A 24957-nucleotide genomic window follows, 5' to 3' on the forward strand; every position below is an offset into this window, starting at 1 on the left:
AGAAAGCCAATACGTTTGCCCATTATAATCTTTTAAGAGTTGCTCGGGTAAATTGCTGCCTAATACGTTTGGTCGCAAACCCGCAAAACTGGTTTTCCGGAAAGAATATTTTGGCAAAATTCTAACTTCTCCCCAAGCCATTTCTTGCGAGATTACCCCTAGCGAACCCAAAGCATTAGCCCCTAAATCGCCCCAGGAAGCACCATAGTCGGCAGCATAACCATCCAGCAATTCAATCGGCGATTGCAGCACGACTCCTAGTAAGCCCCCGTAAATAATGGCTTTTTTTTCGGGTACGTGGGCCGCCCGCAGGGCCGCTATGCCTAAACGGCTTTCCTGAAAAGAACCCCAAAAGTGACCCGCTTTATCCATTTGCTTCCACTGGTGGTTATCGTTATAAAAATGAAAACGGGTTCTTTCATTTTCGGCGTACCAGGTTTGGCTTAATACCAGCAGCATACCCGTATACCCCACGGCTAAACCAGCGGCAGCTAATTTAATTTGTTTGATGTTGGGCAAAGAATCGGCGGCAGATGGTGCTACCTGGCTCAAGGCGCGGAAAGGAAAAGTAAACAGCACCAATAAAATAGCCAACTTAAGTTTTAACCGAAATAAACCAGTTGGTTTTAAGCAGAAGGTATCTTTAGCTGGCAAAATATTATCCGGTGCGCGTTACAGCCCCAAAGGTAACTAAATATTGCCCGAAACAAAAAAAGGCTCCTGCCGTCAGCAGAAGCCTTTTTCTCTTGAATAGGTTAGCTTTAACTAAATTAGATATTTTCTTTTGGTGATAAAACCTGGTGATAATACACCAGATTATCGATTGGCGAACGAATAATAGTACCCATTTGCATGCCATTTTCGAGCGATACTTCTTCTAAAATATCCCGGAAATTGTAAGCAACCGAACCTACGCAGTTAAAAGTATAATTTTGGTAATTGGGATAATGGCAAACCAGGTTTTTAAAGAAAGTATCGAAAGCTTCTTTTACCACCTCGCGAGAGTAAGCGAAATTATTGTTTTCGTATAAGAATTTGCTGAAGCTGGCTAAAAACCGGTTGGGTAGGGGCTTGTTATACAGGGCGTCGAAAATGGCTTCGTTATCCAGCTCGTACGTTTCTTTGAATATGGCCGCCATGCCGTCGGGCAAGTAACCCCGCATGTAATCGCGCAACAAGCGTTTACCTAAAAAGGAACCACTACCTTCGTCGCCTAAAAAATAGCCCAACGAATCGATGTTGAGGGTAACATCGTAGCCATCGTAAAAACAAGTGTTGGTTCCAGTACCCAAAATAGCCGCAAAACCTGGCTCAACGCCCAGTAAAGCCCGCGCCGCCGCGAGTAAATCGTGGCCTACTTTTACATTGGCTTGGGTAAAAACCGCCCGCATAGCTGCAGCTACAATTTCATTATTTTCTGGGGTAGAACAGCCAGCACCGTAGTAATAAACTTCGGTTACCGCTTCTTTTTGTAAATTTTCGGGCAGATTTTTCTGCAAAGAAGAAATAATAGTAGGTGTATTGATAAAATAGGGATTGTATCCCTCGGTGTTAAAGTAAACCTTAGAATTAGACTCCGTAATCAGGCACCAACTAGTTTTGGTTGAACCACCATCAGCAATAATAATCATAAGTTATATTAAAATATTTGGATGATATTTTATGAAAAAAAGGCTTTTGTATTACCCCTTATTTTTGGGCTTTCGCGAAAGTAAAAGCAGATAAAAGATTCGGGCTTGTAAACTTATTCAAATAAATGGTAATTCAACAACAAATTTTTTATAAAATAACAGTAGTTATAAAATTTTCTAGCCTTTATTAAATATTTTGAATTTTACTGGTTACCTGTTATAAACCTTAAATTGGGTACTAAACGCCGTTGGCTACTACCCAAAGGTAAGCACCGTTGGGGGGCAGGTTTAACTTAATATGCAAGTGGTTATGCTCCTGGTTTACTTGGGGCTTAATGGCCGGCGATATTTTTAACAGGTCGGTTAAATTAATTTCCTGGTGTTGGCCAAACAGCAATTGGCTTTCCGGATTAGATAAGGAAAGATGAACCGGGTGGGCATGGTGCCGATCGAAGTTTACAGCTACCAGGATGGTCTGAGCGGCAGTAAAGCGAGCATACGTGTATATTTTACCCGCAGCGTGGTACCCAACTGGTTTTAAGTAATAAAAGTGGCCGGCGTTTAAACTTTCCTGGGTTTTTGATAAGTTTAACAAGTTACTGTAAAATTCCCGTAAATGTTTTTGGCTTTCGCTTAATTGTCCACCGTCAAATAAGCCGTTGTTCATCCATTTTTGGTGTTCCGGTACGCCCCAGTAATCGAAAATAGTGGTACGGCCATCTGACCGCTGAAAACCGGCCGAACCCAAAGCGGGTTCACCAACTTCCTGTCCAGAATAAATAAGTACCGGACCGGTGTTTAAAGTGGCAGTAACCGTCATGGCGGGTACGGCGGCCCAGGCATCATGGGCAAAAAAGCTGGAGGCAATGCGTTGTTCGTCGTGGTTTTCGAGGAAGCGCAGCATGTGTGAGGCTATGCCGAGCGACTCGCGCGACCAAACCTGCGAAATATCGGCAGTGTGGCCGTGGCCTTCCATCAGGCGGCGTAAACTATCGTACAAACCTACTTTGTCGTATAAATAATCAAAACAACCTTCGTGGATATAGGCATGGTAATGGTGCGGCTGGTAAATTTCGGCAATAAATATTACCTGCGGGTTAATAGCTTTAATTTGCGGAATAACCCAAGCCCAAAATTCAACCGGTACCATTTCGGCCATATCGCACCGGAAACCATCTACTCCCTGGTTTGTCCAGTAAGTCAGAATATCCAGCATTTTGTGCCAGGTATCGGGTACGGGCGTAAAGTGGCGGGTATGGTGGTGCTGCAGGTCGATGCCGTAGTTTAGCTTTATTGTCTCGAACCAATCATTTACCGAGGGGTAAGCCGAGAAAACATCATTGCCGGATACTTTAGCCGGATACTCCTTATAATCAGGTAAGTTAAAGCCACCAACCTGGGGCGGTAAATCGGTGCGAGCCGGTAGTACCAGCTCCTCGTCGGGCAGGTAATAAAAATTGTTTTCCGGCGAAAAAGAAACCGATGTATTATCGGTAGCGCCAAAATCTGTAATACCCGCAGGTTTAACATCGGAAGAATAGGAGCGGGCCACGTGATTGGGCACAAAATCGATGATAACTTTTAAACCGAGCGCCTGCGTCCGGTTTAACAACGCCTGCCATTCGGCCATACGACTGTTTACATCTAGCGCAAAATCGGGATTAATATCGTAATAATCTTTAATAGCGTACGGCGAGCCGGCCAGCCCTTTTACCAAAACCGGGTTATCGGGGGCAATACCGTAGGCCGAATAATCGGTGGTGGTGGCGTGTTCAAGTAAACCTGTGTACCAAACGTGGGTAGCGCCCAGCTTTTTTATTTCGCTTAAAGCCTTTTCGGTAATATCCGCAAACTTCCCGACGCCATTTTCGGCACAGGTGCCATAAAAAGCATTGTTGCTGTTTTTATTCCCAAATAACCGCAGCATTAACTGATATATAATTAACTTATTTGGTTTAACCGGTTCGTCGGAATAATTTTCTTTCGGTAAATCATCCGGAAAAACAAAAGCAGCATTTGTATTTGTGTTTGCGGGAACTCCGGTAGTATGGCTGGCGGTAGAAAGCGGCATGAAAGAATGTAAAGCGTGCGGTTAAGTTTTAATCAATTTATAGTGGCTAATGCCAGGAACAAATACTGCTGGTGCTTAACGACCATTAGCGCTGGATGGTTAAAATATTATTACCGGAGATATGCTCGGGTTTACCGTAAATCAGCAAATTTATTTCGGCCGCCGATTCATTGAATATTTTTACTTCTTTTTGGGTAACCGTAATATTTAGTAAATATTCCCGAAAGCGGATTTTAAAGGAATATTTCTCCCATTTTGCCGGGATAAACGGATTCAATTGTAATTGATTATTTAACACGCGCATGCCGCCAAACCCTTTTACTACGGCCATCCAGGTGCCGGCCATACTGGTAATATGGCAGCCGTCTTCGGTGTCGTGGTTGTAGTCGTCCAGATCCAGGCGGGCGGTGCGGAGGTAAAATTCATAAGCGCGGTCTTCGTCGCCGATTTTAGCGGCCAATATAGCGTGTACGCACGGCGACAAAGACGATTCGTGGACGGTACGGGGTTCGTAAAAATTAAAATTACGCCGAATGGTTTCCAAATCGTACCTTTCTTCAAACAAATAAATTCCCTGCAACACATCGGCTTGTTTAATAAAACAAGAGCGTAAAATCCGGTCCCAAGACCATTTCTGGTTTAACGGGCGCTCGGCCGGATCCAGGTTTTTAGCCAATATTTGTTCTTTATCAAGGTAACCTTCCTGCTGTAAAAATATACCCAGGTTCTTGTCTTCGGGTAAATAAATATTATCTATAATATTTTGCCACAGAGCTGTTTCGGTAGCTTCGTTTAAAGCCAAAGTTTTACTTAATGCTTGGTACTGCTCCGGCTGGGTTTGTTTAACTTCGCTGAGTGCAGCCAAAGTATATTGTAAAGTCCAGGTGGCAATGGTAGAGGTATACCAGTTGTTGTTTACGTTGTTTTCGTACTCGTTTGGGCCGGTAACGCCCAGCATGACGTACTGCTGTTTGGCTTCGCTCCAATTTACCCGTTGCGCCCAGAACCGGCTGATGCCTATTAATACTTCCAAGCCAAATTGGGTTAAATATTCGGTATCGCCGGTATACCGGATGTAATCATAAATGGCAAAAGCAATGGCGCCGTTCCGGTGAATTTCTTCAAAGGTAATTTCCCATTCGTTGTGGCATTCTTCGCCGTTAATGGTAACCATGGGGTACAAAGCCGCACTTTGGGTAAAGCCTAGCTTTTGGGCATTCTCAATGGCTTTGGGTAAGTGTTTGTACCGGTACAACAATAAATTCCGGGCAACCTGCGGGTCGGCGGTGGCTAAGTAAAAAGGCAGGCAATAAGCTTCGGTATCCCAGTAAGTGGTGCCGCCGTACTTTTCGCCGGTAAAACCTTTGGGACCAATATTCAGGCGTTCGTCTTCGCCGGTATACGTTTGGTTTAACTGGAAAATATTAAACCGGATACCTTGTTGCGCCGCCACATCGCCTTTAATCATAATATCGCTCTGCTGCCATTTCTCGGCCCATACCTCGTTGTGTACTTCTAAGAGCTGAGCAAAGCCAATACTGGTAGCCCGGTCCAGTGCCAGTTCGCAGGCAATTTGGAGTTTTTCTTTCGGGTAGTTTTCCGATGATACCACCGCCGCATATTTATAAAGCGCCAATTCCTGTCCAGCTTCTACGGTAGCCGTTAAGGCATTGCCTACATATTTTTCCCGGTTTATGGTTTCTACGGTTGTCTCTACGCCGGTGCCATCTTTTTCGAGCATCAGGCGCATACCTGTACAAACCTGAAAGGCCGTTTTCTTAGTTTCAGCGGTTAGGTACGCTTCGCCGGCCTCGGCGTGCCGGTTTACTTCCAGCCAGAATTTTTCGTCGTAATTGGCATCGGCATTTACCACATCCGCATCGAGGTAAGGCGTTAAAGTAATGGGCGCGGTAAAGTTAAGCGGCGTAACTGCGTAACGGATAGCACCCAATTCATCGTCGGCCAGACTGGTAAAGCGCAACGAATTTATTTCTACTTCTTTGCCGTCGGGCAATTGTGCCACGGCCCGCCGGTACAAATATCCTTCGCGCATATTTAATTCGCGCCTAAATTCTTTTACCGTGCAGGTGGCCAAATCCAGCTCGTAGCCATCTATATGTACGTTAATACCAATCCAACTGGGGGCGTTTAGCACTTTGGCAAAATATTCCGGGTATCCATTTTTCCACCACCCCACGCGGGTTTTATCGGGGTAATAAATACCAGCTACATAATGGCCCTGCAGGGTGTCGCCGGAATATTTTTCCTCAAAATTGGCGCGCTGGCCCATGCGGCCATTGCCAATGCTGAGAACGCTTTCGCTTATTTTGTTGTATTCTGGGTAAAATCCTTCTTCAATAACCGACCACTCGTTTAAGGTAAAATAGTTTTTCATTAAGAATAAGCCTGCTTAATATGTATACCGAGGTAATTTCAAGCGCAACTGGCGCCAGCTTGGTAACGCAATTTAGACAGATTTACCTAACCACCACCAAAAATTAATGTTCTAAAATATTCAGGTACCTGGGGCAGGCTGTTAGATTTACCTAAATATTACCTGGCTTCCATTTATTCTTTTCTCAGGTTAAATAAACATAAATGATTAGCTTTGAATGGTTTATCGCAACAAAATTAAAGGAAGTGAACGGCAATATTATCCTGGCAAAGTAAATGAAAGCATGTGCCGGGGGCGGGGTGCTACTTAAGCCTGGTTAAATTTTGTTAGGTTGAGCCTTAAAACAACTTACTCAATTTAAGTTTTAAATATGCTGGGTTAAGCTTTTTCCTCAGCATTTGCTCCTTATATTTAAACCGATAATTTGCAGGTATTACATTTCCTACACCTTCCTACCACAAACATGAATATGTATAAAGTTTGGTTTTTTGCTTTCCTGATTTGTTTTAACCCGTTTGGGCAAACCCCGGTTGCCGCCCAGAAGTCTAAAAAACAAAACACTATGACCCAAAAAATAAGGGTAATATTTGATACCGATGCCAACAATGAACTCGACGACCAGCACGCCCTGGCTTATTTGTTGTTTAACGGACCTACGTTTGCAATAGCCGGTGTAACGGTAAATACCACCCGCAACGGCGGCAATATTCAGGAGCAATACACCGAGGCCGAACGGGTTATGAAACTTTGCGACCGATACGGTAAAATTCCGTTGCTGAAAGGGGCCGATGCCGGTTTTGCCCAGATTAGAGACCAGGTGAAAGCAAAAGATTTTGATGGTGCCGAAGCGGTTGACTTTATTATTAAGGAAGCAAATAAAAAGCAAAAACAACCTTTGGTAATTATTGCGCTGGGTAAACTTACCAATGTGGCCCTGGCTTTGAAAAAAGAACCGGGATTAGCCCAAAAAGTGCGCGTAGTTTGGTTGGGTTCTAATTACCCGCAGCCCGGCGAGTACAACCAGGACAACGATACCACCGCCATGAACTTTGTTTTAAACACCCAGGTCCCCTTCGAAATGGTAACTGTGCGGTACGGCAAACCCTCGGGTACCGATGCCGTACGAACTACCCAAACCGAAATAAACGCGAATATGCCCGGCAAAGGTCCGCAGGTAAGTCCGGTTACCGGCCGGCATGGCGTGGCTTTTACCAACTTTGGCGATTACTCGGTTAATCTTTTCCAGCACATTAAGCTAAATGGCAATCCGCCGTCGCGGGCTTTGTTCGATATGGCGGCGGTAGCTATCATTAAAAATCCGGCCTGGGCTACCGCCCAAGAAATTCCGGCTCCTATTCTAGAACAAAACCGCTGGGTAGAACGGCCCAACAACAATCGCAAAATAACGGTTTGGGAAAATTTTGATAAAGAGAAAATAATGGCCGATTTTTATCGCGCCATGAACGAGTATCAGTTAGCCGAAAAGGAATAAAATAATATCTTACTTTAGTGGTTAAACAAGATAGCTTTCGGTAAAAAGTTATTTTAAATCTTAAGCCTTTTTCGCCGGTTCATTACGCTGTTTACCCCGATTTAATTACCCATGCATACAAATATTGCGCTTACCGCCTTTACTCATTTAGCGAACGAATTTGCCGGAGAGTTGTATTACAATCACTCGGCCGAACACCAGGCGCAGATTCGGGTGTACGCCACCGATGCCTCAGTTTACCAGGAAATGCCCGTGGCTGTGGCAATCCCGAAAAATAAATTCGATTTACAGAAGTTAATTGGGTTTGCCAATGAGCACCACGTTACCCTTATTCCGCGGGCAGCCGGTACATCTTTGGCCGGACAAGTAGTGGGCAATGGTTTAGTAGTAGATATATCGAAATATTTTACCCAAATTTTAGAGATAAATGCCGCCGAAAGATGGGTGCGGGTGCAGCCGGGTGTTATTCGGGACGATTTGAATGCCGCGCTAAGGCCTTATGGCCTGATGTTCGGGCCCGAAACATCCACAGCCAGCCGCGCCATGGTGGGCGGCATGATCGGGAACAATTCTTCGGGGCTACATTCTATTGTTTGGGGCGATACCCGTAGTCATTTATTGTCGGCCGCGGTTTTGTTGCACGATGGCTCCGAAGCTGAATTTAAAGCATTAGCACCCGCTGAATTAAGCCAAAAGTTAAACTTACAAAATATCGAAGGAAACATTTACCGGGAGATAAATCAGTTATTGCGAGTCCCGGAAAACCAGGCCGCCATCCGGCAAAATTATCCTAAGCCAACTTTAACCCGCCGAAATACTGGCTACGCTTTAGATTTTTTATTGCAGGGTTACGACCAAAATTCCCCGGCGCCAGAATTAAATTTATGTCAGTTACTCGCGGGGTCGGAGGGAACCCTGGCCCTGGTTACCGAAGCTAAATTAAACTTATTGCCCTTGCCGCCGCAGGCCGATGGTTTGGTGTGTATTCATTTTAATTCATTAACTGATGCTTTACAGGCTAATTTAATTGCTTTGCAGCATGCCCCCATGGCCTCGGAGTTGGTAGATAAATACATTATGGACTTTACGGTGGGGCACCCCACGTACCAGTTTAACCGGTTTTTTATTCAGGGCGATCCGGCGGCTTTGCTGATGGTGGAGTTTATGGCCGAAACCCCCGAATTAATTACCGCCCAAACCGAACGGTTAATTTTGAATTTAAAAGCCGCCGGCCTGGGTTACGCATACCCGGTGCTGCGGGGTGCCGAAGCCAAGTTGGCCTGGGATGTGCGCAAAGCGGGCCTTGGCCTTATCCGTAATTTGCCCGGCGATACCCAACCGGTAAATTTAATCGAAGATTGCGCGGTGTCGCCGGAAAACTTGCCGGCCTATATTGCCGAGGTGCAGGCTTTATTGCAAAAGCACCAGCTACATGCCTCTTACTACGCGCACGCTGGTGCCGGCGAACTGCACGTAGAACCCATGATTAACTTAAAGACTACCGCAGGTAAAAATTTATTCCGGACGGTACTTGCCGAAACCGCTACTTTGGTTAAAAAATACAATGGGTCTTTAAGTGGGGAGCACGGCGATGGGCGCTTGCGCGGTGAATTTATTGGGTACGTGTTGGGCGAGGAGGTGTACCGGTTGTTACAGGCGGTTAAAAGAACCTTCGACCCCCATCGGGTATTTAACGCCCATAAAATAGTGGATACGCCACCCATGAACGAAGATTTGCGCTACCAACCCGACACACCGGTAATTCCCGTAGAAACTTTGTTTGATTTTACCCAGCAGGAAGGCATTTTACGGCTGGCCGAAAAATGCTCGGGCTCCGGCGACTGCCGTAAAACGCACGTTACTGGCGGTACCATGTGCCCCAGTTACATGGCCACCCGTCAGGAAAAAGATACCACCCGGGCACGGGCCAATATTTTGCGCCAGTTCCTCACCGATTCTGATAAAGCGAACCGCTTTGACCATGCCGAAATAAAGGAGGTAATGGATTTGTGCTTAAGCTGCAAAGCGTGTAAATCAGAATGCCCGTCGCGGGTAGATATTGCTAAAATGAAAGCCGAATTTCTGCAACATTATTACGATGTCAACGGTGTGCCTTTCCGGACGCGCATGGTAGGTAATTTTACCAAATCGCAGCGGTTAGCTTCCGTCGTACCCAGCTTCTATAATTTTGTAATTAATAACCCGGTAACCGGTAAACTTACAAAAAAGGTAATGGGTTTTGCCCCGGAGCGTTCTTTACCCACAGTAAGTAAAACAACTTTGCGGCAGTGGTTCCAAAAATTTAATAAAACACAGGCGGCCAATACCTCTGCCACCGGTAAGGCGGTTTACCTTTTTTGCGACGAATTTACCAATTACAACGATGCCGAAATTGGAAAGGCGGCGGTACAATTACTAACCGCCCTGGGTTATACCGTATACCTGCCCGAACACCGGGAGAGTGGCCGCACTTATTTATCTAAAGGTTTAGTGCGCGATGCTAAAAATATTGTCATCCAGAATGTTAAATTATTAACCGAGGCTTTGCCGGCCGGAGTGCCGCTGGTTGGTATTGAGCCTTCGGCGATACTAACCCTCCGCGACGAATACCTCGATTTAGTACCACCTGAATTAGCATCCCAAGCCCGCCGTTTGGCCCAGCAGAGTTTTTTAATCGACGAATTTTTGTGGCAGGAAGCCCAGGCAGGTAATATTACAGCCAGCCAGTTTACCACCGAAAAAAAGCGTATTAAATTGCATGGCCATTGCTACCAGAAAGCCTTTCAGATAATGGGCGCTACGCAAAATATTCTGGCTTTGCCGCAACACTATTCGGTAGAAGTAATTCCTTCGGGTTGCTGCGGCATGGCGGGTTCTTTTGGCTACGAAGAAGAGCATTATGCAGTGTCCATGAATATTGGGGAACTGGTTTTGTTTCCGGCTGTACGCCAGGCCCCCGCAGATGCAATAATTGCCGCTGATGGTACCAGTTGCCGCCACCAGATTAAAGATGGAACGCAAAAAGTGGCGCTGCACCCAGTCCAAATTTTATACAATGCGCTAAAAAATAAACCGGAAAATTGAGCGCCTGCTGAAAAAAACAAAAAATAATTTCTTATCTATTTATTTTTTCCTTTTGTTTAGAGTCGCTAAGCAGATTCAGAAAAAAGAATCTGGTTAAAAACAGGTAAATATTTGTTTGAAACCTCAATAATAAAAGGTTTACGCCTGGTCATACTATGTTTGTTTAAGAAACCTGAATAATACCAAGACATAAATAATTTACATCGGAAGATTGTATGGATATGAATGAGAAATAAAGATTTATCTCATTAATTAAATATACAAACGTGCGGGAGGCAACTGATTTAGAAGCAGTTTAAGGTAATACTAGTAAAGTAAATATTTAAGTACATCTAAAATATACCCGAATAAACACCGCTAATGATTAAGATTAAAAACGATTTAAAACCTGCAGATTTAAACAAATTGCTTTCCCGTTTCTGGGAGCTTTCCGGCGAAAAAGTTAAAAATATTGAGCAGAATTATGATGTTAGTAAAGGGTCGCCGGTATTTACGGTAAAAGGCCGGTACACCACCCGGGGCTGGACCGAATGGACCCAGGGATTTCAGTTTGGTTCGGCTATTTTACAGTTCGATGCCACCGGCGAGAGATCTTTCCTGGAATCGGGGCGTGATAAAACGCTTAACGTAATGGCCCCGCACGTGAGCCATATTGGCGTACACGATCACGGTTTTAACAACGTAAGTACCTACGGCAACTTGTTGCGCCTGATGCACGAAGGCAAAACCGAGTACAACGAATGGGAGAAAAATTTCTATGAGTTGGCCCTTAAAATATCTGGTGCTGTACAAGCCAGTCGCTGGACGCCCACTAAAAATGGCGGTTTTATTCATTCCTTTAACGGTCCGCACTCATTGTTTGTCGATACCATCCGGTCTTGCCGGTCTCTAATGGTGAGCTACCAACTGGGCCACGTTTTTCAGGCCGAAAATGATGTAAAAATTAGCTTACTGGAGCGGGCCTTGCAGCATTGCGAAGCCACGGCCAATTATGCGGTTTATTACGGCGAAGGCCGCGATACCTACGATGTTTGGGGCCGCACGGCCCACGAAAGTTTGTTTAACACCAAAGACGGCAATTACCGCGCGCCCAACTCGCAACAGGGCTACACCGGTTTTAGTACCTGGACCCGCGGTTTGGCCTGGGCCATGTGCGGCTTTGCCGAAGAACTGGAATTTTTAAAAACCATTCCGGAAGATGATTTGCAACCCTTCGGTGGCCGGGGTGCTGTAGAGGCCTTTATGCTGAAAGCAGCCAAGGCCACCTGCGATTTTTATATTGCGCATACCCCCACCGACGGCGTACCTTTTTGGGATACCGGTGCACCTAATCTTTATAAACTAGGCGATTACCTCAACCGCGCCTCCGACCCTTTTAACAACCAGGAACCCATTGATGCCTCAGCGGCCGCCATTGGCGCCCAAGGTTTATTACGTTTAGGTAAATATTTACAGGAAAACGGCGAGGCCGAAGCCGGTACCAAATATTGGCAGACCGGTTTAACGGTAATGGAAACATTGTTGCAGGAGCCTTACCTGAGCACCGACCCGAACCACCAGGGTTTGTTACTGCACTCGGTTTACCACTGGCCCAACGGTTGGGATTATGTTCCCGAAGGCAGCACCATTCCGCTCGGCGAATCAAGTATGTGGGGCGACTACCACATCCGGGAAGTGGCGCTTTATCTTCAGAAAATAATAAACCAGGAGCCTTATTATACTTTTTATAACTGCGTAAAATAATGGCCAAAGAGTTAATTAATTTCTCGCGGATGTGCGTGCACACCGTAACCACTAAGCCCTGGCCCATTGAGCAGGCCGCACAGGAATTTTCGAAAGCTGGTATTGGCGGTATTACCGTTTGGCGCGATGCCCTGGCGGGCCGCAATATTGCCGATACCGGCAATATGCTCCGGGATTTAAATTTATCGGTGGTGTCGTTGTGCCGGGGTGGCTTTTTTCCGGCCCTGGAACAAAGCGCCCGCCAAGCCGCCATCGACGACAATAAAAAAGCCATTGACGAAGCAGCCGCTTTAGGTGCGCCTATGGTGGTATTGGTTTGTGGTGCTGCTCCCGGACAATCTTTAGAAAAATCGCGCGAGCAAATTCAGGAAGGTATATTGGCTTGTTTGCCCCACGCCCAGGCGGCCGGAGTTAAATTGGCTATTGAGCCGTTGCACCCCATGTACGCCGGCGACCGCTCGGCCATTAACACCTTGGGGCAAGCCAACGACATGACCGAAGCCATCAATTCGGCTTGGGTGGGCATTGCCGTAGATGTTTATCATTTATGGTGGGATCCGGATCTTCAAAATCAGATTAAACGGTGCGGCCAAAACGGTAATTTATCGGCGTTTCATATCTGCGACTGGAAAACGCCAACTTTAGATATGCTCAACGACCGGGGTTTAATGGGCGAAGGCTGCATCGACCTGAAAAAAATAAGAGGTTGGGTAGAAGAAACCGGCTTCGATGGCTTTAACGAAGTAGAAATATTCTCCAATATTTATTGGCAACAGGATCAGCACCAGTTCCTGGAAAAGATAAAAGAAGGTTATTTAAAATATTCTTAATTAATTCTTTAAAACACTTACCGCTTGGTTTTAGATAGAAGTTTTACCTGAATAAACCAGCAATCACATTTCTAAATAATATACACTTAAAATTATTCACCAAAAAAATGACTCCCACCATACATAAAGTAGGCATTATCATGAACGGCGTAACCGGCCGGATGGGTACGAACCAGCACCTGATGCGGTCGATTGTAGAAATAATAAAGCAAGGCGGCGTTAAAGTTAGCCCGTCTGAATTTATTATGCCCGACCCGGTTTTAGTAGGCCGTGATGCCGTAAAGCTGCAGAAACTGGCCGAACAATCGGGCGTGAGCAAATTTACTACCGACCTGGATAGCGTAATGCAAGACCCGTATTACCAGATTTATTTTGATGCCCAAACTACCGGCCGTCGTGCCGATGGGGTACGGCAAGCGGTTAAAGCCGGCAAACACGTGTACTGCGAAAAACCCACTGCCGTAAGCACCGAAGTGGCCATGGACCTGTACCGACTTTGCAAAGAAAATAATATTAAAAACGGCGTGGTGCAGGACAAACTCTGGTTGCCGGGTTTACTTAAGTTGCAACGCTTAATCCAGAACGGCTTTTTTGGGGAGATACTTTCGGTGCGGGGCGAATTTGGTTATTGGGTATTTGAAGGCCAGACCATTCCGGCGCAACGCCCGTCGTGGAATTACCGCAAAGAAGACGACGGCGGTATTATTGTAGATATGCTTTGCCACTGGCGGTATGTTTTGGACCATATATTTGGGAAAGTAAAAGCGGTTTCGTGTTTAGGCGCTACGCACATTGCCGAACGCATTGACGAAAACGGCCAGCCTTACCGTTGCACCGCCGACGATGCGGCTTATGCTACTTTTGAACTGGAAAACGGCATTATCGCTCATTTTAATTCATCGTGGACCGTGCGGGTGCGCCGCGACGATTTATTGACCCTGCAGGTTGATGGTACCAAAGGATCGGCGGTAGCCGGTTTACGCGAGTGTTACATCCAGCATTACGGCAATACCCCCAAACCCGTTTGGAACCCCGATATTGCGCAGCCCATTAATTTCTTTGAGGGCTGGGCCAAAGTGCCGGAACAGGAGACTTACGACAATGCTTTTAAAGTACAATGGGAGTTATTCCTGAAACACGTGGTAAAAGATACGCCTTTCCCATGGGATTTACGCGACGGAGCCAAAGGCGTGCAACTCGCCGAAAAAGGCCTGGAAAGCTGGGAAAAACGCTGCTGGGTAGATGTGCCGGAATTATAATCATTCCTGCCGTAATAATTAACTACAAACAGTACAAACCAGTTGCTTTACTAAAAGTATGTTTAAAATTACGCCCAATTCGTCATTCTGAAAGAATCTTATCGGCAGAAGACCAGTTAGATTTTTCTGGAATGACGAACACTGAGAGTGATTTATAACCGGGCACTTTATAGCTATTTTAAAATTTGATATAAGTTTATAAGTTATTGGTTTAAATAACAGTATAAGTGATATTATAAAGTAATAAATGAGGAGAGTTGCATTTATAACGGGCGGCAGCCGGGGCATTGGCTTTGGGATTGCTTCTCAATTGGCCGAAGCCGGATTTGATATTGCCATCAATGGCGTTCGTCCGGCCGAAGCCGTAGCCGACGCCATTACCGCCTTAAAACAATACGGCGGAGAGGTAATTTATTGCCAGGGTGATGTGGCTTCGAAAGAAGCCCGGGACCGCATGGTACAGCAAATTAAAGATATGTTCGGGGCCCTACATGTATTGGTAAATAATGCCGGTATAGCTCCCAAAGAGCGCAAAGATATTCTGGAAGCTACCGAAGAAAGTTTTAGCCATTTACTAGCCACCAACCTGCAAGGTCCATACTTTCTGACACAAACTGTAGCCAACTGGATGGTGGCTCAGCAAAAGCAAACCCCGGATTTTAAAGGCTGCATTGTAAATGTGTCTTCTATTTCGGCCACGGTGGTTTCGGTAAACCGGGGCGAGTATTGCGTAGCCAAAGCCGGATTAAGTATGGCTACCCAATTATTTGCCACCCGTTTAGGCGAATTTAATATTCCGGTTTACGAGGTTCGGCCGGGTGTAATCCGGACCGATATGACCGCCGGTGTTACCGAAAAATACGATAAATTAATTGCCGATGGCTTAATGGTGCAACCCCGTTGGGGCGAATCTTCGGATGTGGGCAAAGCTGTAACGGCGCTGGCCTTAGGTTATTTTCCTTACTCTACCGGCCAGGTAATTATGGTTGACGGCGGCTTAACCATTCCGCGGTTATAACTTGTTTTAACTCGGCAGCAGGATTTTAAGTTTAATTTTTCTAAATTAGAGTAAAAGCACCTATCTGGCTCCGTCAGGTCAGGCCGCATGAATACTTTTGAACAAATATTATCCACCACTTTTTACACTACTAAAATAATTAAAAATTTCCCTTATGGCCTCCAATTCCACGCTTCGGCAATTGCTTAAAGTACCCGTTATTGTAGCCGCCCTGGGCTATTTGGTCGATATGTACGATTTGTTTTTGTTTAACATTGTACGGGTGCCCAGCTTAAAAGATCTGGGTTTATCCGGCGACGAATTGTTTACCAAAGGGCTGCTGATTTTAGATGTGCAAATGGCAGGCATGTTGATAGGCGGATTATTGTGGGGAATATTGGGTGATAAAAAAGGCCGTTTATCGGTGCTGTTTGGTTCTATTTTGTTGTATTCGCTGGCCAATATTGCTAACGGTTTTGTGGCTACCTACAACCAATATTTAATATTGCGGTTTATTGCCGGTATTGGTTTGGCCGGTGAACTGGGTGCCGGCATTACTTTGGTAGCCGAAATATTACCGAAAGAAATTCGGGGGTACGGTACCACCTTGGTTGCCACCGTGGGTGTAATGGGGGCCATACTGGCGTATTTTGTAGCCGATTTATTTGACTGGCGGGTTTCTTATTTTGTGGGCGGTGGTTTAGGCATTTCTTTGCTGCTCATGCGGGTAAGTGTATTCGAATCGGGCGTTTTTCTGCACCTTAAAAACAAAGAAGTTAAACGGGGCAATTTCCTGATGCTCTTTACCAAATGGTCCCGCTTTTCTAAGTACATGCTTTCAATTTTAATTGGTACGCCTATCTGGTTTGTTTCAGGGGTTTTAATATTCTTTTCGCCCGAATTTGGCGCCGCTTTGGGGGTATCGGAACCGGTGGTAGCGGGTAAAGCGGTTATGTTGGCCTTTGCGGGTCAGGTACTCGGCGATATTGTAAGTGGTTATTTGAGCCAACGTTTCCGGAGCCGTAAAAAAGGTATGTTGGTGTTTTTATTGGGGTCTTACGCCCTTATGCTGGTTTACCTCCTCACCGAAACCCAAAGTCTTACCACCTTTTATATAATTTGTGCGGCTTTAGGTTTCTTTAATGGCTACTGGGCATTGTTTGTTACCATTGCGGCAGAATTATTCGGTACCAATTTACGCGCTACAGTAGCTACTACGGTGCCTAATTTTGTCCGGGCTTCGGTTATTCCTATTTCGGCGTTGTTTTTATTGGCGCGCAGCTCTTATGGTATAACTACCGGGGCTATAATGGTGGGTACCTTAATTATTGCCATAGCTTTGGTGGCTTTATGGTGGCTCGAAGAAACCTTTACCAAAGATTTAAATTACGAGGAATTAGATGCCCCCGCGGGATCCAGCTTGGCTATGCCGGAAGTACCCAATCCCGATTCATTGGTCGAAAAGGTGAAATAATTCTAGAAAAACATTGCTTTCCGAAACTATAGTTTCATTTCTCTTTTTAGCTTAAGTGATATTTTTACTGGCTCCCGATTCTTTTAAAGAAAGCCTCACCGCTGAGCAAGCTTGTGCGGCCATGGCGGCCGGCATACAGAAAGTAATTCCAACTGCCATTATAGAGCAGGTACCATTAGCTGATGGTGGTGAAGGTACCCTGCGGGCTTTGGTAACGGCTACCGGCGGCAAAATATTTACGCAGGAAGTAACCGGCCCTTTGGGTAATAGGGTTACCGGCGAATACGGGATTTTGGGCGATAAACAAACCGGTGTGGTAGAGATTGCCAGCGCCAGTGGTTTGCACCTGGTACCGCTAAACGAACGCAATCCTGGTAAAACGACTACTTTGGGTACTGGCCAATTAATCAGGCAGGTGCTTATGCTGGGGGTAAAAAAGCTAATTATTTGCTTGGGCGGTAGTGCTACCAACGACGGCGGAGCAGGTATTGCCCAGGCTTTAGGCGTAAGGTTTTTTAACCAGGCCGGCGAAGTACTTTATCCGGTAGGAGATAACCTCCACCAAATTGCGCGCATCGACGTTTCAGGAATGATTTCTTTACCCCCTGATTTAACCGTTGAAGTTGCCTGTGACGTTACCAACCCCTTAACCGGCAAATTAGGTGCAACGCACATTTACGGTCCGCAAAAAGGCGCCACCCCCGAGCAGCTAAACTTTCTGGATAATAACCTGAACCATTACGGCGACAAGATCAAGGAATATTTGGGGATAGATATTAAAGATACACCCGGAGCCGGAGCTGCTGGAGGGGCCGGTGGCGGAATGCTGGCTTTTCTGCCGGCAAAATTGGTTAGCGGTATTGATTTAGTACTAAAACATACGGCGCTGGAAGAAAAAATTAAACGGGCCGATTATATTTTTACCGGTGAAGGCAGCATCGACCACCAAACCATTTATGGTAAAACCATTTCGGGCGTAATAGCCCTGGCCCGTAAACATCACAAGCCGGTTATTGCATTTGCCGGTAAAGTAGCCGCCACCGACGAACTGTACGCCCAAGGTTTAACGGCAGTTTTTGGGATAACGCCAGGTGTTGTTCCGTTGCAGGAAGCTTTAGAAAATGGCAATATCAACCTTCAAAATACGACCACGGCAGTAGTAAGGCTGCTGCAGGAAGCAAAAGGTCTTGCCAGGGCTTCTGGTTAACCTGGTTCTAAAACGCTAAATAGATTTTAAAATTTAATAGAATATCGTACGGGTAAACAGCCGCCTGGTTAAACTGATAAATAGCGGTCGCGGGCAACTACTTGCCAGTTGGTGGTATAATTTTGTTTTTCTACTACCTGTACACTATTGTAAAGGGCCACGGTGGGGCAAATATGATGCGGCACTCCGTACCAAACATCACCTACGGCATGCTGCGCACTGTCCTGTACCTTTACCACCAAATGTTCTTCACTCTGCGAAACGGATGTGGCTTCCGGCGCATTCAGGAAATATACCCGGGGAAACGGATTTTCGGCGGCTACCGATTTATGGCCCAAATCCAGGCATAATGTATTCTCATCTATGATTGAAATGACCCGCACCAGCAGCACGGCGGCTATTAAAAAAGGCAAATCGGGTAAAATGCTGCGGTACCCTTCATCCCAAAACACAAATGTACCCGGACTGGTTTCTACCTCCGGTTGGCGGGCGTGCAAGGGAAAAGTAGGCGTACCGCCCATTACTATTATCAGCTTTTTATTCGTTAAGGCTGCTAGTTGGTTTTTTACGGCACTTACCTGAGCAAATACTGTATCAGTTTTAACTTTCCGGGCAGCAATAGCTGAGTCTCTTAAATGGCCATCGTAGGCGTGTAACCCGACTAGTTCTATATTCTTAACTTCCTCAAAAACCTGATATAAATCGCTGACTTTCTCAGGGTTTATACCGGTTCGGTTCATGCCAACATTTAAATCAATAAATACCTGCAGTTTTTCTTCGCCAAATATTTCAGAGAGGCTCCGGATAGTACCGGCATTATCTACGAGACAAGAAAACCGGACATCCGAAAAATTCTGCTGCAAAGCTTTCAGCCGTTTGGCTTTAACTGGGTTGGGCTGGTACGCCAATAAAATATCGGCAGCGCCAGCCAATGCGGCCATCTCAGCTTCGGCAATGGTAGCACATTTAAATTTGGTAACGCCCGCCGCCAACAGCATTTCGGTTACTTCGCGCATTTTATTTGTTTTAACGTGCGGCCGAAAGCGGTTTACGTCTTTTACAATCTGCAGCGCCAAATCAATATTGTTTTTTACCCGGTCTGGGTAAATTAATAAAGCCGGCGAATCTACTTCGTTTTCATTGTTTATGCGGTACCAGTTTTCCATCGAATGCGCAGGTAAATATTAAGGAAATAAAAAACATTACGGCTGTAAGTTGCGGGCAAAGTAAGCAGAATATTTTTTCTTTTTATACCTGAACCGTCAAGGATTTTTTGCCTGGCTTTTTACTAGGTTTTAAACCCTTAATAATTTTTTGATTAGGCCCTTCGCCAACTGTTACCGTGTAAGTGCCATCGCGGTAAATTTCCGGCTGAAAGGTTTGGCCTTTCATGCGGCAAATATTAACTAATTCACCGTCTTGCTCGTGAATTATTTTAATTACCTGGTCTGGTTTGTTTATTTGTAGCTGGGGTAAATAGGCTAAAGGTTGGCGGCCATCGTTATCGGTTTGCTTAATCACGTAGGGCCAACCCGGAAACTGATCGTCGGGCTGCGGTTTGTCTTTGTCGGCCAGAAAACGATAGGCCTCCATTTTAATGGTGCGGTTGCCGGTATCAAAAGTAATTAAACCAAATCCCGATGATTTATTTTGCACCCGTTGGTAACGGTTTTTATTCTGGTAATCATCGAGTGGATTCCCGACTGCGTAAACAAAATTTTGATTGCCGAATATATCCTGGTACAGCCCGGTGTTAGGTAAACCATGTTCGGGACGGTGGGTGTGCGGCATGTTTACACTGTCGGGTTGGCCCCAACGAATGTAGCCGGTAGATATGGCCGGCGTGCAGAAGGTCCAGCCGCCGTCGCGGGCTCCCTCTAAGCTGTACTGAACCAAGAAAGGCAGGTGCTGGTCGCCGTTGATATGAAAAGCAAAAGCCTTCCGGATTAGTTTTAAAACTTCGTCGCGGTTTTGTTTAGGCCAGCCGCCCGAATCCATATCGCCGTACAAAAACATTTTGTCGTTGCCGTGGTGGGTGCCTACATTGCAGAACAACGTTTGGGAAAGTAATACTTTCATTTGGGTGCCGTGCCAGTCTTCTACCCAATGTTTTAAGAAGTCCATTTGCTTTTGCCCGACTAACTGCAAACCAGATTTTTCTAGCTGATTGGGCTGCAGCGGCTCTTTAATATGATCTAAACGGCCAGTGCCGTTTCTTACCATTTCAGGCCCTGATTTAAACATGCGGTCGCTGATAATGGCAAAACTAACCTGCCCGTAGTTAAGGCTGGTATACCAGGTTAAAATGCCGGAATCTAAAGGTTGCTTTTGGTAGGGCGCGGGCAAATGACCGCACTGGGTTTTAGCTACTACATTTACCATTTGGGGCGTTTGTACGTAACCCCCGTGCGCATCTTTCACTTTTTCCCATTGGTCCGGTGGAACCGTTTTGCCTTCTTCACCCCATAAATTCCCCTGAAAAACATCGTGGTCGTCGGGGGTACAAATGGTAGGACGATCGCGCATAATATGGTCAAAAGCCCAGCCAAACATGTACCATTTGCCTAAATAACTCAAAATAGCAGTAGCTTCAGGTTCGCGTTTGATGGGGTAGCCGCCATTGCCTTCGTATAGTTGGTCGCCGGAAAAGTAAAGTATATCGGGGTTATGTTTTTGCAGGTTTTTTACTAAAGGACTATAAGGATAGCCGCCCCATTCCTGGCAAGTTAAACCGCCAAATACCAAAGGGCGGTTTTGCGGTTCAGCCCTGATTAAACCAGCATAGGTATAGGTTTGGCCTTTATTCTGGTAAACCACCCGGTAAGGAACTGCCATCGTATTATCCCAATTGTTCAAAGTAAAATGTGCCGTTAAAGCAGCCGGATCAATCTTTTGGGAAGCCACCTTTACAAAATTATTTCCTCGCTGCAGGTGCAATTCTACTTCCTGATTGTCCTGAGCCGATAGAGGCGGCATTTGGGCCATTAATTTTAAGGTGCCCTGCGAAAGCGTATACATGGTCCATAGAATAGGGCCAAAAGCCTGCTCTGGTTTATTTTCGGTTTTAGAACCAGCCAATTGTATTTGCCGGAACCAAAAATGGGCGCCATTTTTTTCTTCAAAATTATTTACCAGTGCCGTTATGCCTGTAAAATCTTCGGTAAGTTGGTGCGTAACGGTGGCGATTTGCCCGTTTTTGCTGCGCACTGTTAAAGTCAGTTGGGAAGTGTTGTTTACCCGTTGTCCTTTTAGAGTGAGATTAAAATCTGAATAATCGAAGTTGGCCGGCAGCGGCTTACTTACCTGCGCCAGAAATACTTGGCCTTTAAGAGAAATGCCTGCCGGTATACCTTTTCCGTAATAACATAAAGATTTAATGTCCGCATCAACGGGGTCCTGAATGCCGATGGAGAAACCAACCGAACCGTTTGTAGCGTTTGGTTTAGTTGTATTTTGTAAACCCATATTGGCCGACATCTGGATTTCGCCATTGCCGGCCCGTAATATTTGGGTTAAAATATTTACCCGGGAATTAGGTTGCGCGCCATGGCATAGCATACGGCCATCTTTTACCTCCCAATCTTCTAAGGGTATAGAAATATATTTTTCGCCTGGCCAGACCCGGTTATTTGTTTGCGAAAAATCATCGGTAAATGCCGTTGCCGGAGAAGGCTCTTGGGGTAAACGAAAAGGAGAAATTTTTAAAAAGGAAAACCCGCTTGTAGGAACAGACAAAGTAGCCAGGCTTAAGCCTAACTTTTTAAAGAAGCTTCTTCTTTGATTAAAAGTCATTTTACCTTGTTTTTAAATAAAAGGTTAGTTTACAATTAATAACTTGCTGTAAAACAGATGATAAAAGTAGCTAGTGTAATCTGCTAATTAGAGGAATATGAAAGTTTACTGATTCAGCAGTTTATACCTACAAACGCTATAAGGGGCATAACCTCATCAAAAAAATAAGCAATTCTGGCAAGCGGGTATATATTTTTTTGTATGCGTTTATTAAGCTAATATCAAATACTTTAACCACCAGGTAATAAAGGGTTTAATAATCTTTAAAAAAGTTATTTATTTAAGTTAAATTTTATTTAATTAGCCCTATATATGTTAACTGATTACCCATGTACGTTCCTCGGCGGGTGATTATATTTTCTTAAGCTTCAGAAAATAACCACCCGATTTTTGCAGTTATAATACAGTTGGTACTCGGGTACATTTATAAATTATTTTTACGGGCAAGTTTAGGTAAGCCAACTACAACAAAGGTAAACACCTGATTATCGGCTAAAATCTGCAGTATCAGGCTAAAGTTCTTAAACTATCCCACGATTTTCCAGTATAGAAAATTACAGGGAAAAGCCATTTAAAACCTTTTATTCGCCTGATTGTCTAATGTATAAACAGGGTATGTATTTCCAGTGAAAGCATGAATTTTGATAAAAAAAATAAAGTTGGTTCCTCTAAAGATTCCGCTTTTTCCCGGATAGAGAAAATTCATCCCTTCGAGATGATGCTGTATCTGGCTTTAATGGGTATTGGGGTTTTGTTTCTGATGCTGGTAGTTGCTTTTTTACAAACCAAATCTTACGACACCAGTTTTTTAAAGCTAACCTTACCTAAATATTTTTGCTTAAGTACCATTTTAATTTTACTCAGCAGCTATACCATTGGCAATGCGCCGCGCCATTACAAAAAAGACAACCTGGTTAAGCTCAAAAAATCATTTTTGTTAACCATGCTGCTGGGGTTAGGCTTTGTGGTGGTGCAGGTAGCCAGTTGGTACGAAATATCGTTGAGTGGTATTAGTTTTAGGGGCTTAGCTGCGGGCACTTATATTTACCTTATTTCGGCGTTACATGCGGTTCATTTACTGGGTGGGTTTTTGTTTATGTCTTTCCTTTATTTTAAAACGCAACACGCAGCCTCTGATCCCATCCGGATGTTGTTGTACATACGCAACCCTTATGTACGGCAACAAATTAAACTATTACACATTTACTGGCATTTTATGGATGCTATATGGGTGTTTCTGTTCCTGGTTTTTGTATTTACCCTTAAAGCCTAATTTACGCCAACAATTGCCGTAAGAATTTTCTTTCATATTCTTTCTTCTTTACAAAACCCAAGGGCTTTTAAATAATATTTGCTGATTTGGTTAGCCGGCCGCTGAGTTTTGCGCCCGGGAATTAAATAGAGCGGTTAACCTCAAATTTTATGCTTGGGGATTAGCAATACGGTATTCCCGGATTAAGTAATCCAGGCACGTTTACAAGTAAAAATGTAAGACTATTTATTATCCATTCAGGGCAGTTGTGTCGCCAATTATTTAAGGCTAAACAGCTTAGTTATCAAATATGTACAATGAAGCTGTTTAATATTTATGGAAATAACATGAACGTTTGCCTTTACCGCGTGTTTTCACCGGCACGTAGTTGGATGAAAGCTATAAGATTGGTGTGATAATACCACCCATGGCAACAATTAGCCCATTATGGAAAGCACAAAACGAGTTCAATAAATTATGTTATAACTACACAAAAATTAAAAAATAATTTTAATTTAGAATAACATATTTGGCATTTAAAGGTTATTTTCTAAATGCCTTTAGAATATCTGGGCCAGACTGTCAGAAATAAATAGGTGGCTATAGATAATCAGGTAACATTTATCAATCTTTTTGCGAATAAGGAAATTTTTTTACGCTAAAATTACTCCGCTATGACATCTGATACTTTAACTAAACCCGCAAAAAATTTAGTTCTGAAACAACAGCTGCTCACTGAGTGCTTAAGAATTCAGAATTCACAGATCCAGACGGCCAAAAGTGCCATGGACGAAGCCCAGGAGAGTGCGAATGAGCACCAGGGCGCTTTAGAAGATAAATTCGAATCTTTTCGGGAAGCCTGTCAGATTCAGCGCGATATGTTTGCCAAACAGCTAGACGAAGCCATAATAAGTTTATCTATTCTGCGCCGCATAGTGGCTACTAAAGAAAATAAACATATTATGTTGGGTAGTATAATTATTACCAACCTGGAGAAATTTTTTATTTCGGTGAGTTTAGGTGAGATTACCGTTGATGGTGAAAAATATTTTGCCATTTCGGCCATGTCGCCTTTGTTTAAAGCCATGGTTAATAAAACCGAGGGAGAAGAATTTACTTTCCGCGATAAAAAATATCGCATTGAATCTATCTTTTAAAAATATTACTAAGTAAAAACAAACGCACAGCTGCTTAAGCTGTGCGTTTGTTTTTACTTAGTAATATTATATGAGTTTGTAACTTAAAACAGAATACTAACTGATTTTAAATTATTGCACGCGGGTCCAGATTTGCGAACGGCCAATGAGTGAAATGCCAATATAGCCTTTTACCTCCAGTTTATTTTTATCGAGGAGTTTTATATAACAATCATAGGTTTTACCGCTCTGCGGGTCGTAAATAGAGCCGTTTTCCCATTTAGTATCATTGGCAAAAGTAAAGTCTTTCATAAATACCATACCCAAAATGGGCCGGCCTTTGAGTTTATCATCCGGATTTTTGTCGTCGGTTTTGGGTTTGCCGTTCCGGGTAGGTTCTTTTAACCAGGCAATTTTGCCACATAGTTTATCTCCACACTTATAAATTTCAAAACGGGCCATTTTATCGGCATTGGTCCAGGTACCAATGGGTTGCACATCTTGGGCTTTAGCCGCACACGAGACAAAGTATAATACTAAAATAGCTATTAGTTTAGGCATATTTGCAGGCATATTAAATTCTTTAAATTATAA

Annotated in this window: 17 protein-coding genes; 10 read left to right on the forward strand and 7 right to left on the reverse strand. The window is 44.5% G+C overall.

Annotated features, from left to right (window positions below; genetic code table 11):
- The 4 genes from ACO1R6_RS11170 to ACO1R6_RS11185 form a co-directional block, all read right to left on the reverse strand.
- Positions 1 to 594 (reverse strand): DUF2279 domain-containing protein (locus ACO1R6_RS11170; protein WP_486264772.1); only part of this gene is annotated, 594 nt, incomplete at its 3' end.
- A 176-nt stretch (positions 595 to 770) separates the two neighbouring features.
- Entirely contained in the window at positions 771 to 1631 is an 861-nt protein-coding gene (locus ACO1R6_RS11175; protein ID WP_486264774.1) for an N-acetylglucosamine kinase, read from the reverse strand.
- A gap of 238 nt (positions 1632 to 1869) precedes the next feature.
- Positions 1870 to 3702: an alpha-amylase family protein gene (locus ACO1R6_RS11180; RefSeq protein WP_486264776.1), complete on the reverse strand. Its 1833-nt coding sequence runs from the start codon at positions 3700 to 3702 to the stop codon at positions 1870 to 1872.
- Positions 3703 to 3787: 85 nt separating this feature from the next.
- The gene (locus ACO1R6_RS11185) at positions 3788 to 6097 is read right to left on the reverse strand and encodes a glycoside hydrolase family 65 protein (protein ID WP_486264777.1); all 2310 of its coding nucleotides are present in this window, start codon (positions 6095 to 6097) and stop codon (positions 3788 to 3790) included.
- A 463-nt stretch (positions 6098 to 6560) separates the two neighbouring features.
- Here ACO1R6_RS11185 and ACO1R6_RS11190 point away from each other — a divergent pair, with 463 nt between their 5' ends.
- The 8 genes from ACO1R6_RS11190 (at position 6561) to ACO1R6_RS11225 (ending at position 18183) form a co-directional block, all read left to right on the forward strand.
- Positions 6561 to 7589 (forward strand): nucleoside hydrolase, encoded by a 1029-nt coding sequence (locus ACO1R6_RS11190; RefSeq protein WP_486264779.1) that lies wholly within the window; start codon positions 6561 to 6563, stop codon positions 7587 to 7589.
- A 111-nt stretch (positions 7590 to 7700) separates the two neighbouring features.
- A complete protein-coding gene (locus ACO1R6_RS11195) occupies positions 7701 to 10673 on the forward strand; it encodes an FAD-binding and (Fe-S)-binding domain-containing protein (protein ID WP_486264781.1) in 2973 nt (990 codons plus the stop codon).
- Positions 10674 to 11033: 360 nt separating this feature from the next.
- Positions 11034 to 12416 carry a glycoside hydrolase family 88 protein gene (locus ACO1R6_RS11200; protein ID WP_486264782.1) on the forward strand — a complete coding sequence of 461 codons (1383 nt, stop codon included), beginning with the start codon at positions 11034 to 11036 and terminating at the stop codon, positions 12414 to 12416.
- Entirely contained in the window at positions 12416 to 13246 is an 831-nt protein-coding gene (locus ACO1R6_RS11205; RefSeq protein WP_486264784.1) for a sugar phosphate isomerase/epimerase family protein, read from the forward strand. Before ACO1R6_RS11200 ends, ACO1R6_RS11205 begins: the two co-directional genes overlap by 1 nt.
- 107 nt (positions 13247 to 13353) lie before the next feature.
- Complete coding sequence (locus ACO1R6_RS11210; protein ID WP_486264786.1) at positions 13354 to 14505, forward strand: Gfo/Idh/MocA family protein; 1152 nt, start codon at positions 13354 to 13356, stop codon at positions 14503 to 14505.
- Between the two features lie 247 nt (positions 14506 to 14752).
- Entirely contained in the window at positions 14753 to 15523 is a 771-nt protein-coding gene (locus ACO1R6_RS11215; RefSeq protein WP_486264788.1) for a 3-ketoacyl-ACP reductase, read from the forward strand.
- A gap of 154 nt (positions 15524 to 15677) precedes the next feature.
- Complete coding sequence (locus ACO1R6_RS11220) at positions 15678 to 16976, forward strand: MFS transporter (protein ID WP_486264789.1); 1299 nt, start codon at positions 15678 to 15680, stop codon at positions 16974 to 16976.
- Positions 16977 to 17031: 55 nt separating this feature from the next.
- Positions 17032 to 18183, forward strand: coding sequence for a glycerate kinase (locus tag ACO1R6_RS11225; protein ID WP_486264791.1), 1152 nt, complete (start codon positions 17032 to 17034; stop codon positions 18181 to 18183).
- 68 nt (positions 18184 to 18251) lie between these two features.
- On the opposite strand, the gene ACO1R6_RS11230 is transcribed toward ACO1R6_RS11225, so the two are convergent.
- Positions 18252 to 19349, reverse strand: coding sequence for a D-TA family PLP-dependent enzyme (locus ACO1R6_RS11230; RefSeq protein WP_486264792.1), 1098 nt, complete (start codon positions 19347 to 19349; stop codon positions 18252 to 18254).
- 82 nt (positions 19350 to 19431) lie between these two features.
- On the reverse strand, positions 19432 to 21975 hold the full coding sequence (locus ACO1R6_RS11235) for an alkaline phosphatase D family protein (RefSeq protein WP_486264793.1): 2544 nt from the start codon (positions 21973 to 21975) through the stop codon (positions 19432 to 19434).
- A 634-nt stretch (positions 21976 to 22609) separates the two neighbouring features.
- On the opposite strand from ACO1R6_RS11235, the gene ACO1R6_RS11240 reads away from it, so the two are divergent.
- Together ACO1R6_RS11240 and ACO1R6_RS11245 are read left to right on the forward strand one after the other, a co-directional pair.
- Entirely contained in the window at positions 22610 to 23248 is a 639-nt protein-coding gene (locus ACO1R6_RS11240) for a cytochrome c oxidase subunit 3 (protein WP_486264795.1), read from the forward strand.
- 653 nt (positions 23249 to 23901) lie between these two features.
- Positions 23902 to 24384 (forward strand): hypothetical protein, encoded by a 483-nt coding sequence (locus tag ACO1R6_RS11245; RefSeq protein WP_486264796.1) that lies wholly within the window; start codon positions 23902 to 23904, stop codon positions 24382 to 24384.
- A gap of 111 nt (positions 24385 to 24495) precedes the next feature.
- Here the strand turns inward: ACO1R6_RS11245 and ACO1R6_RS11250 are convergent, their stop codons facing one another.
- Complete coding sequence (locus ACO1R6_RS11250; protein ID WP_486264797.1) at positions 24496 to 24924, reverse strand: DUF2147 domain-containing protein; 429 nt, start codon at positions 24922 to 24924, stop codon at positions 24496 to 24498.
- Positions 24925 to 24957 lie beyond the last annotated feature (33 nt).

This window comes from Adhaeribacter sp., assembly GCF_057359045.1.

Bases quoted from the DNA above. Each gene is read 5' to 3' on its own strand.
- ACO1R6_RS11190 (WP_486264779.1), top strand. From the start codon at position 6,561: ATGAATATGTATAAAGTTTGGTTTTTTGCTTTCCTGATTTGTTTTAAC.
- ACO1R6_RS11250 (WP_486264797.1), bottom strand. From the start codon at position 24,924: ATGCCTAAACTAATAGCTATTTTAGTATTATACTTTGTCTCGTGTGCG.
- ACO1R6_RS11220 (WP_486264789.1), top strand. From the start codon at position 15,678: ATGGCCTCCAATTCCACGCTTCGGCAATTGCTTAAAGTACCCGTTATT.
- ACO1R6_RS11235 (WP_486264793.1), bottom strand. From the start codon at position 21,975: ATGACTTTTAATCAAAGAAGAAGCTTCTTTAAAAAGTTAGGCTTAAGC.
- ACO1R6_RS11245 (WP_486264796.1), top strand. From the start codon at position 23,902: ATGACATCTGATACTTTAACTAAACCCGCAAAAAATTTAGTTCTGAAA.
- ACO1R6_RS11175 (WP_486264774.1), bottom strand. From the start codon at position 1,631: ATGATTATTATTGCTGATGGTGGTTCAACCAAAACTAGTTGGTGCCTG.
- ACO1R6_RS11240 (WP_486264795.1), top strand. From the start codon at position 22,610: ATGAATTTTGATAAAAAAAATAAAGTTGGTTCCTCTAAAGATTCCGCT.
- ACO1R6_RS11210 (WP_486264786.1), top strand. From the start codon at position 13,354: ATGACTCCCACCATACATAAAGTAGGCATTATCATGAACGGCGTAACC.
- ACO1R6_RS11200 (WP_486264782.1), top strand. From the start codon at position 11,034: ATGATTAAGATTAAAAACGATTTAAAACCTGCAGATTTAAACAAATTG.
- ACO1R6_RS11215 (WP_486264788.1), top strand. From the start codon at position 14,753: ATGAGGAGAGTTGCATTTATAACGGGCGGCAGCCGGGGCATTGGCTTT.
- ACO1R6_RS11195 (WP_486264781.1), top strand. From the start codon at position 7,701: ATGCATACAAATATTGCGCTTACCGCCTTTACTCATTTAGCGAACGAA.
- ACO1R6_RS11205 (WP_486264784.1), top strand. From the start codon at position 12,416: ATGGCCAAAGAGTTAATTAATTTCTCGCGGATGTGCGTGCACACCGTA.
- ACO1R6_RS11230 (WP_486264792.1), bottom strand. From the start codon at position 19,349: ATGGAAAACTGGTACCGCATAAACAATGAAAACGAAGTAGATTCGCCG.
- ACO1R6_RS11180 (WP_486264776.1), bottom strand. From the start codon at position 3,702: ATGCCGCTTTCTACCGCCAGCCATACTACCGGAGTTCCCGCAAACACA.
- ACO1R6_RS11185 (WP_486264777.1), bottom strand. From the start codon at position 6,097: ATGAAAAACTATTTTACCTTAAACGAGTGGTCGGTTATTGAAGAAGGA.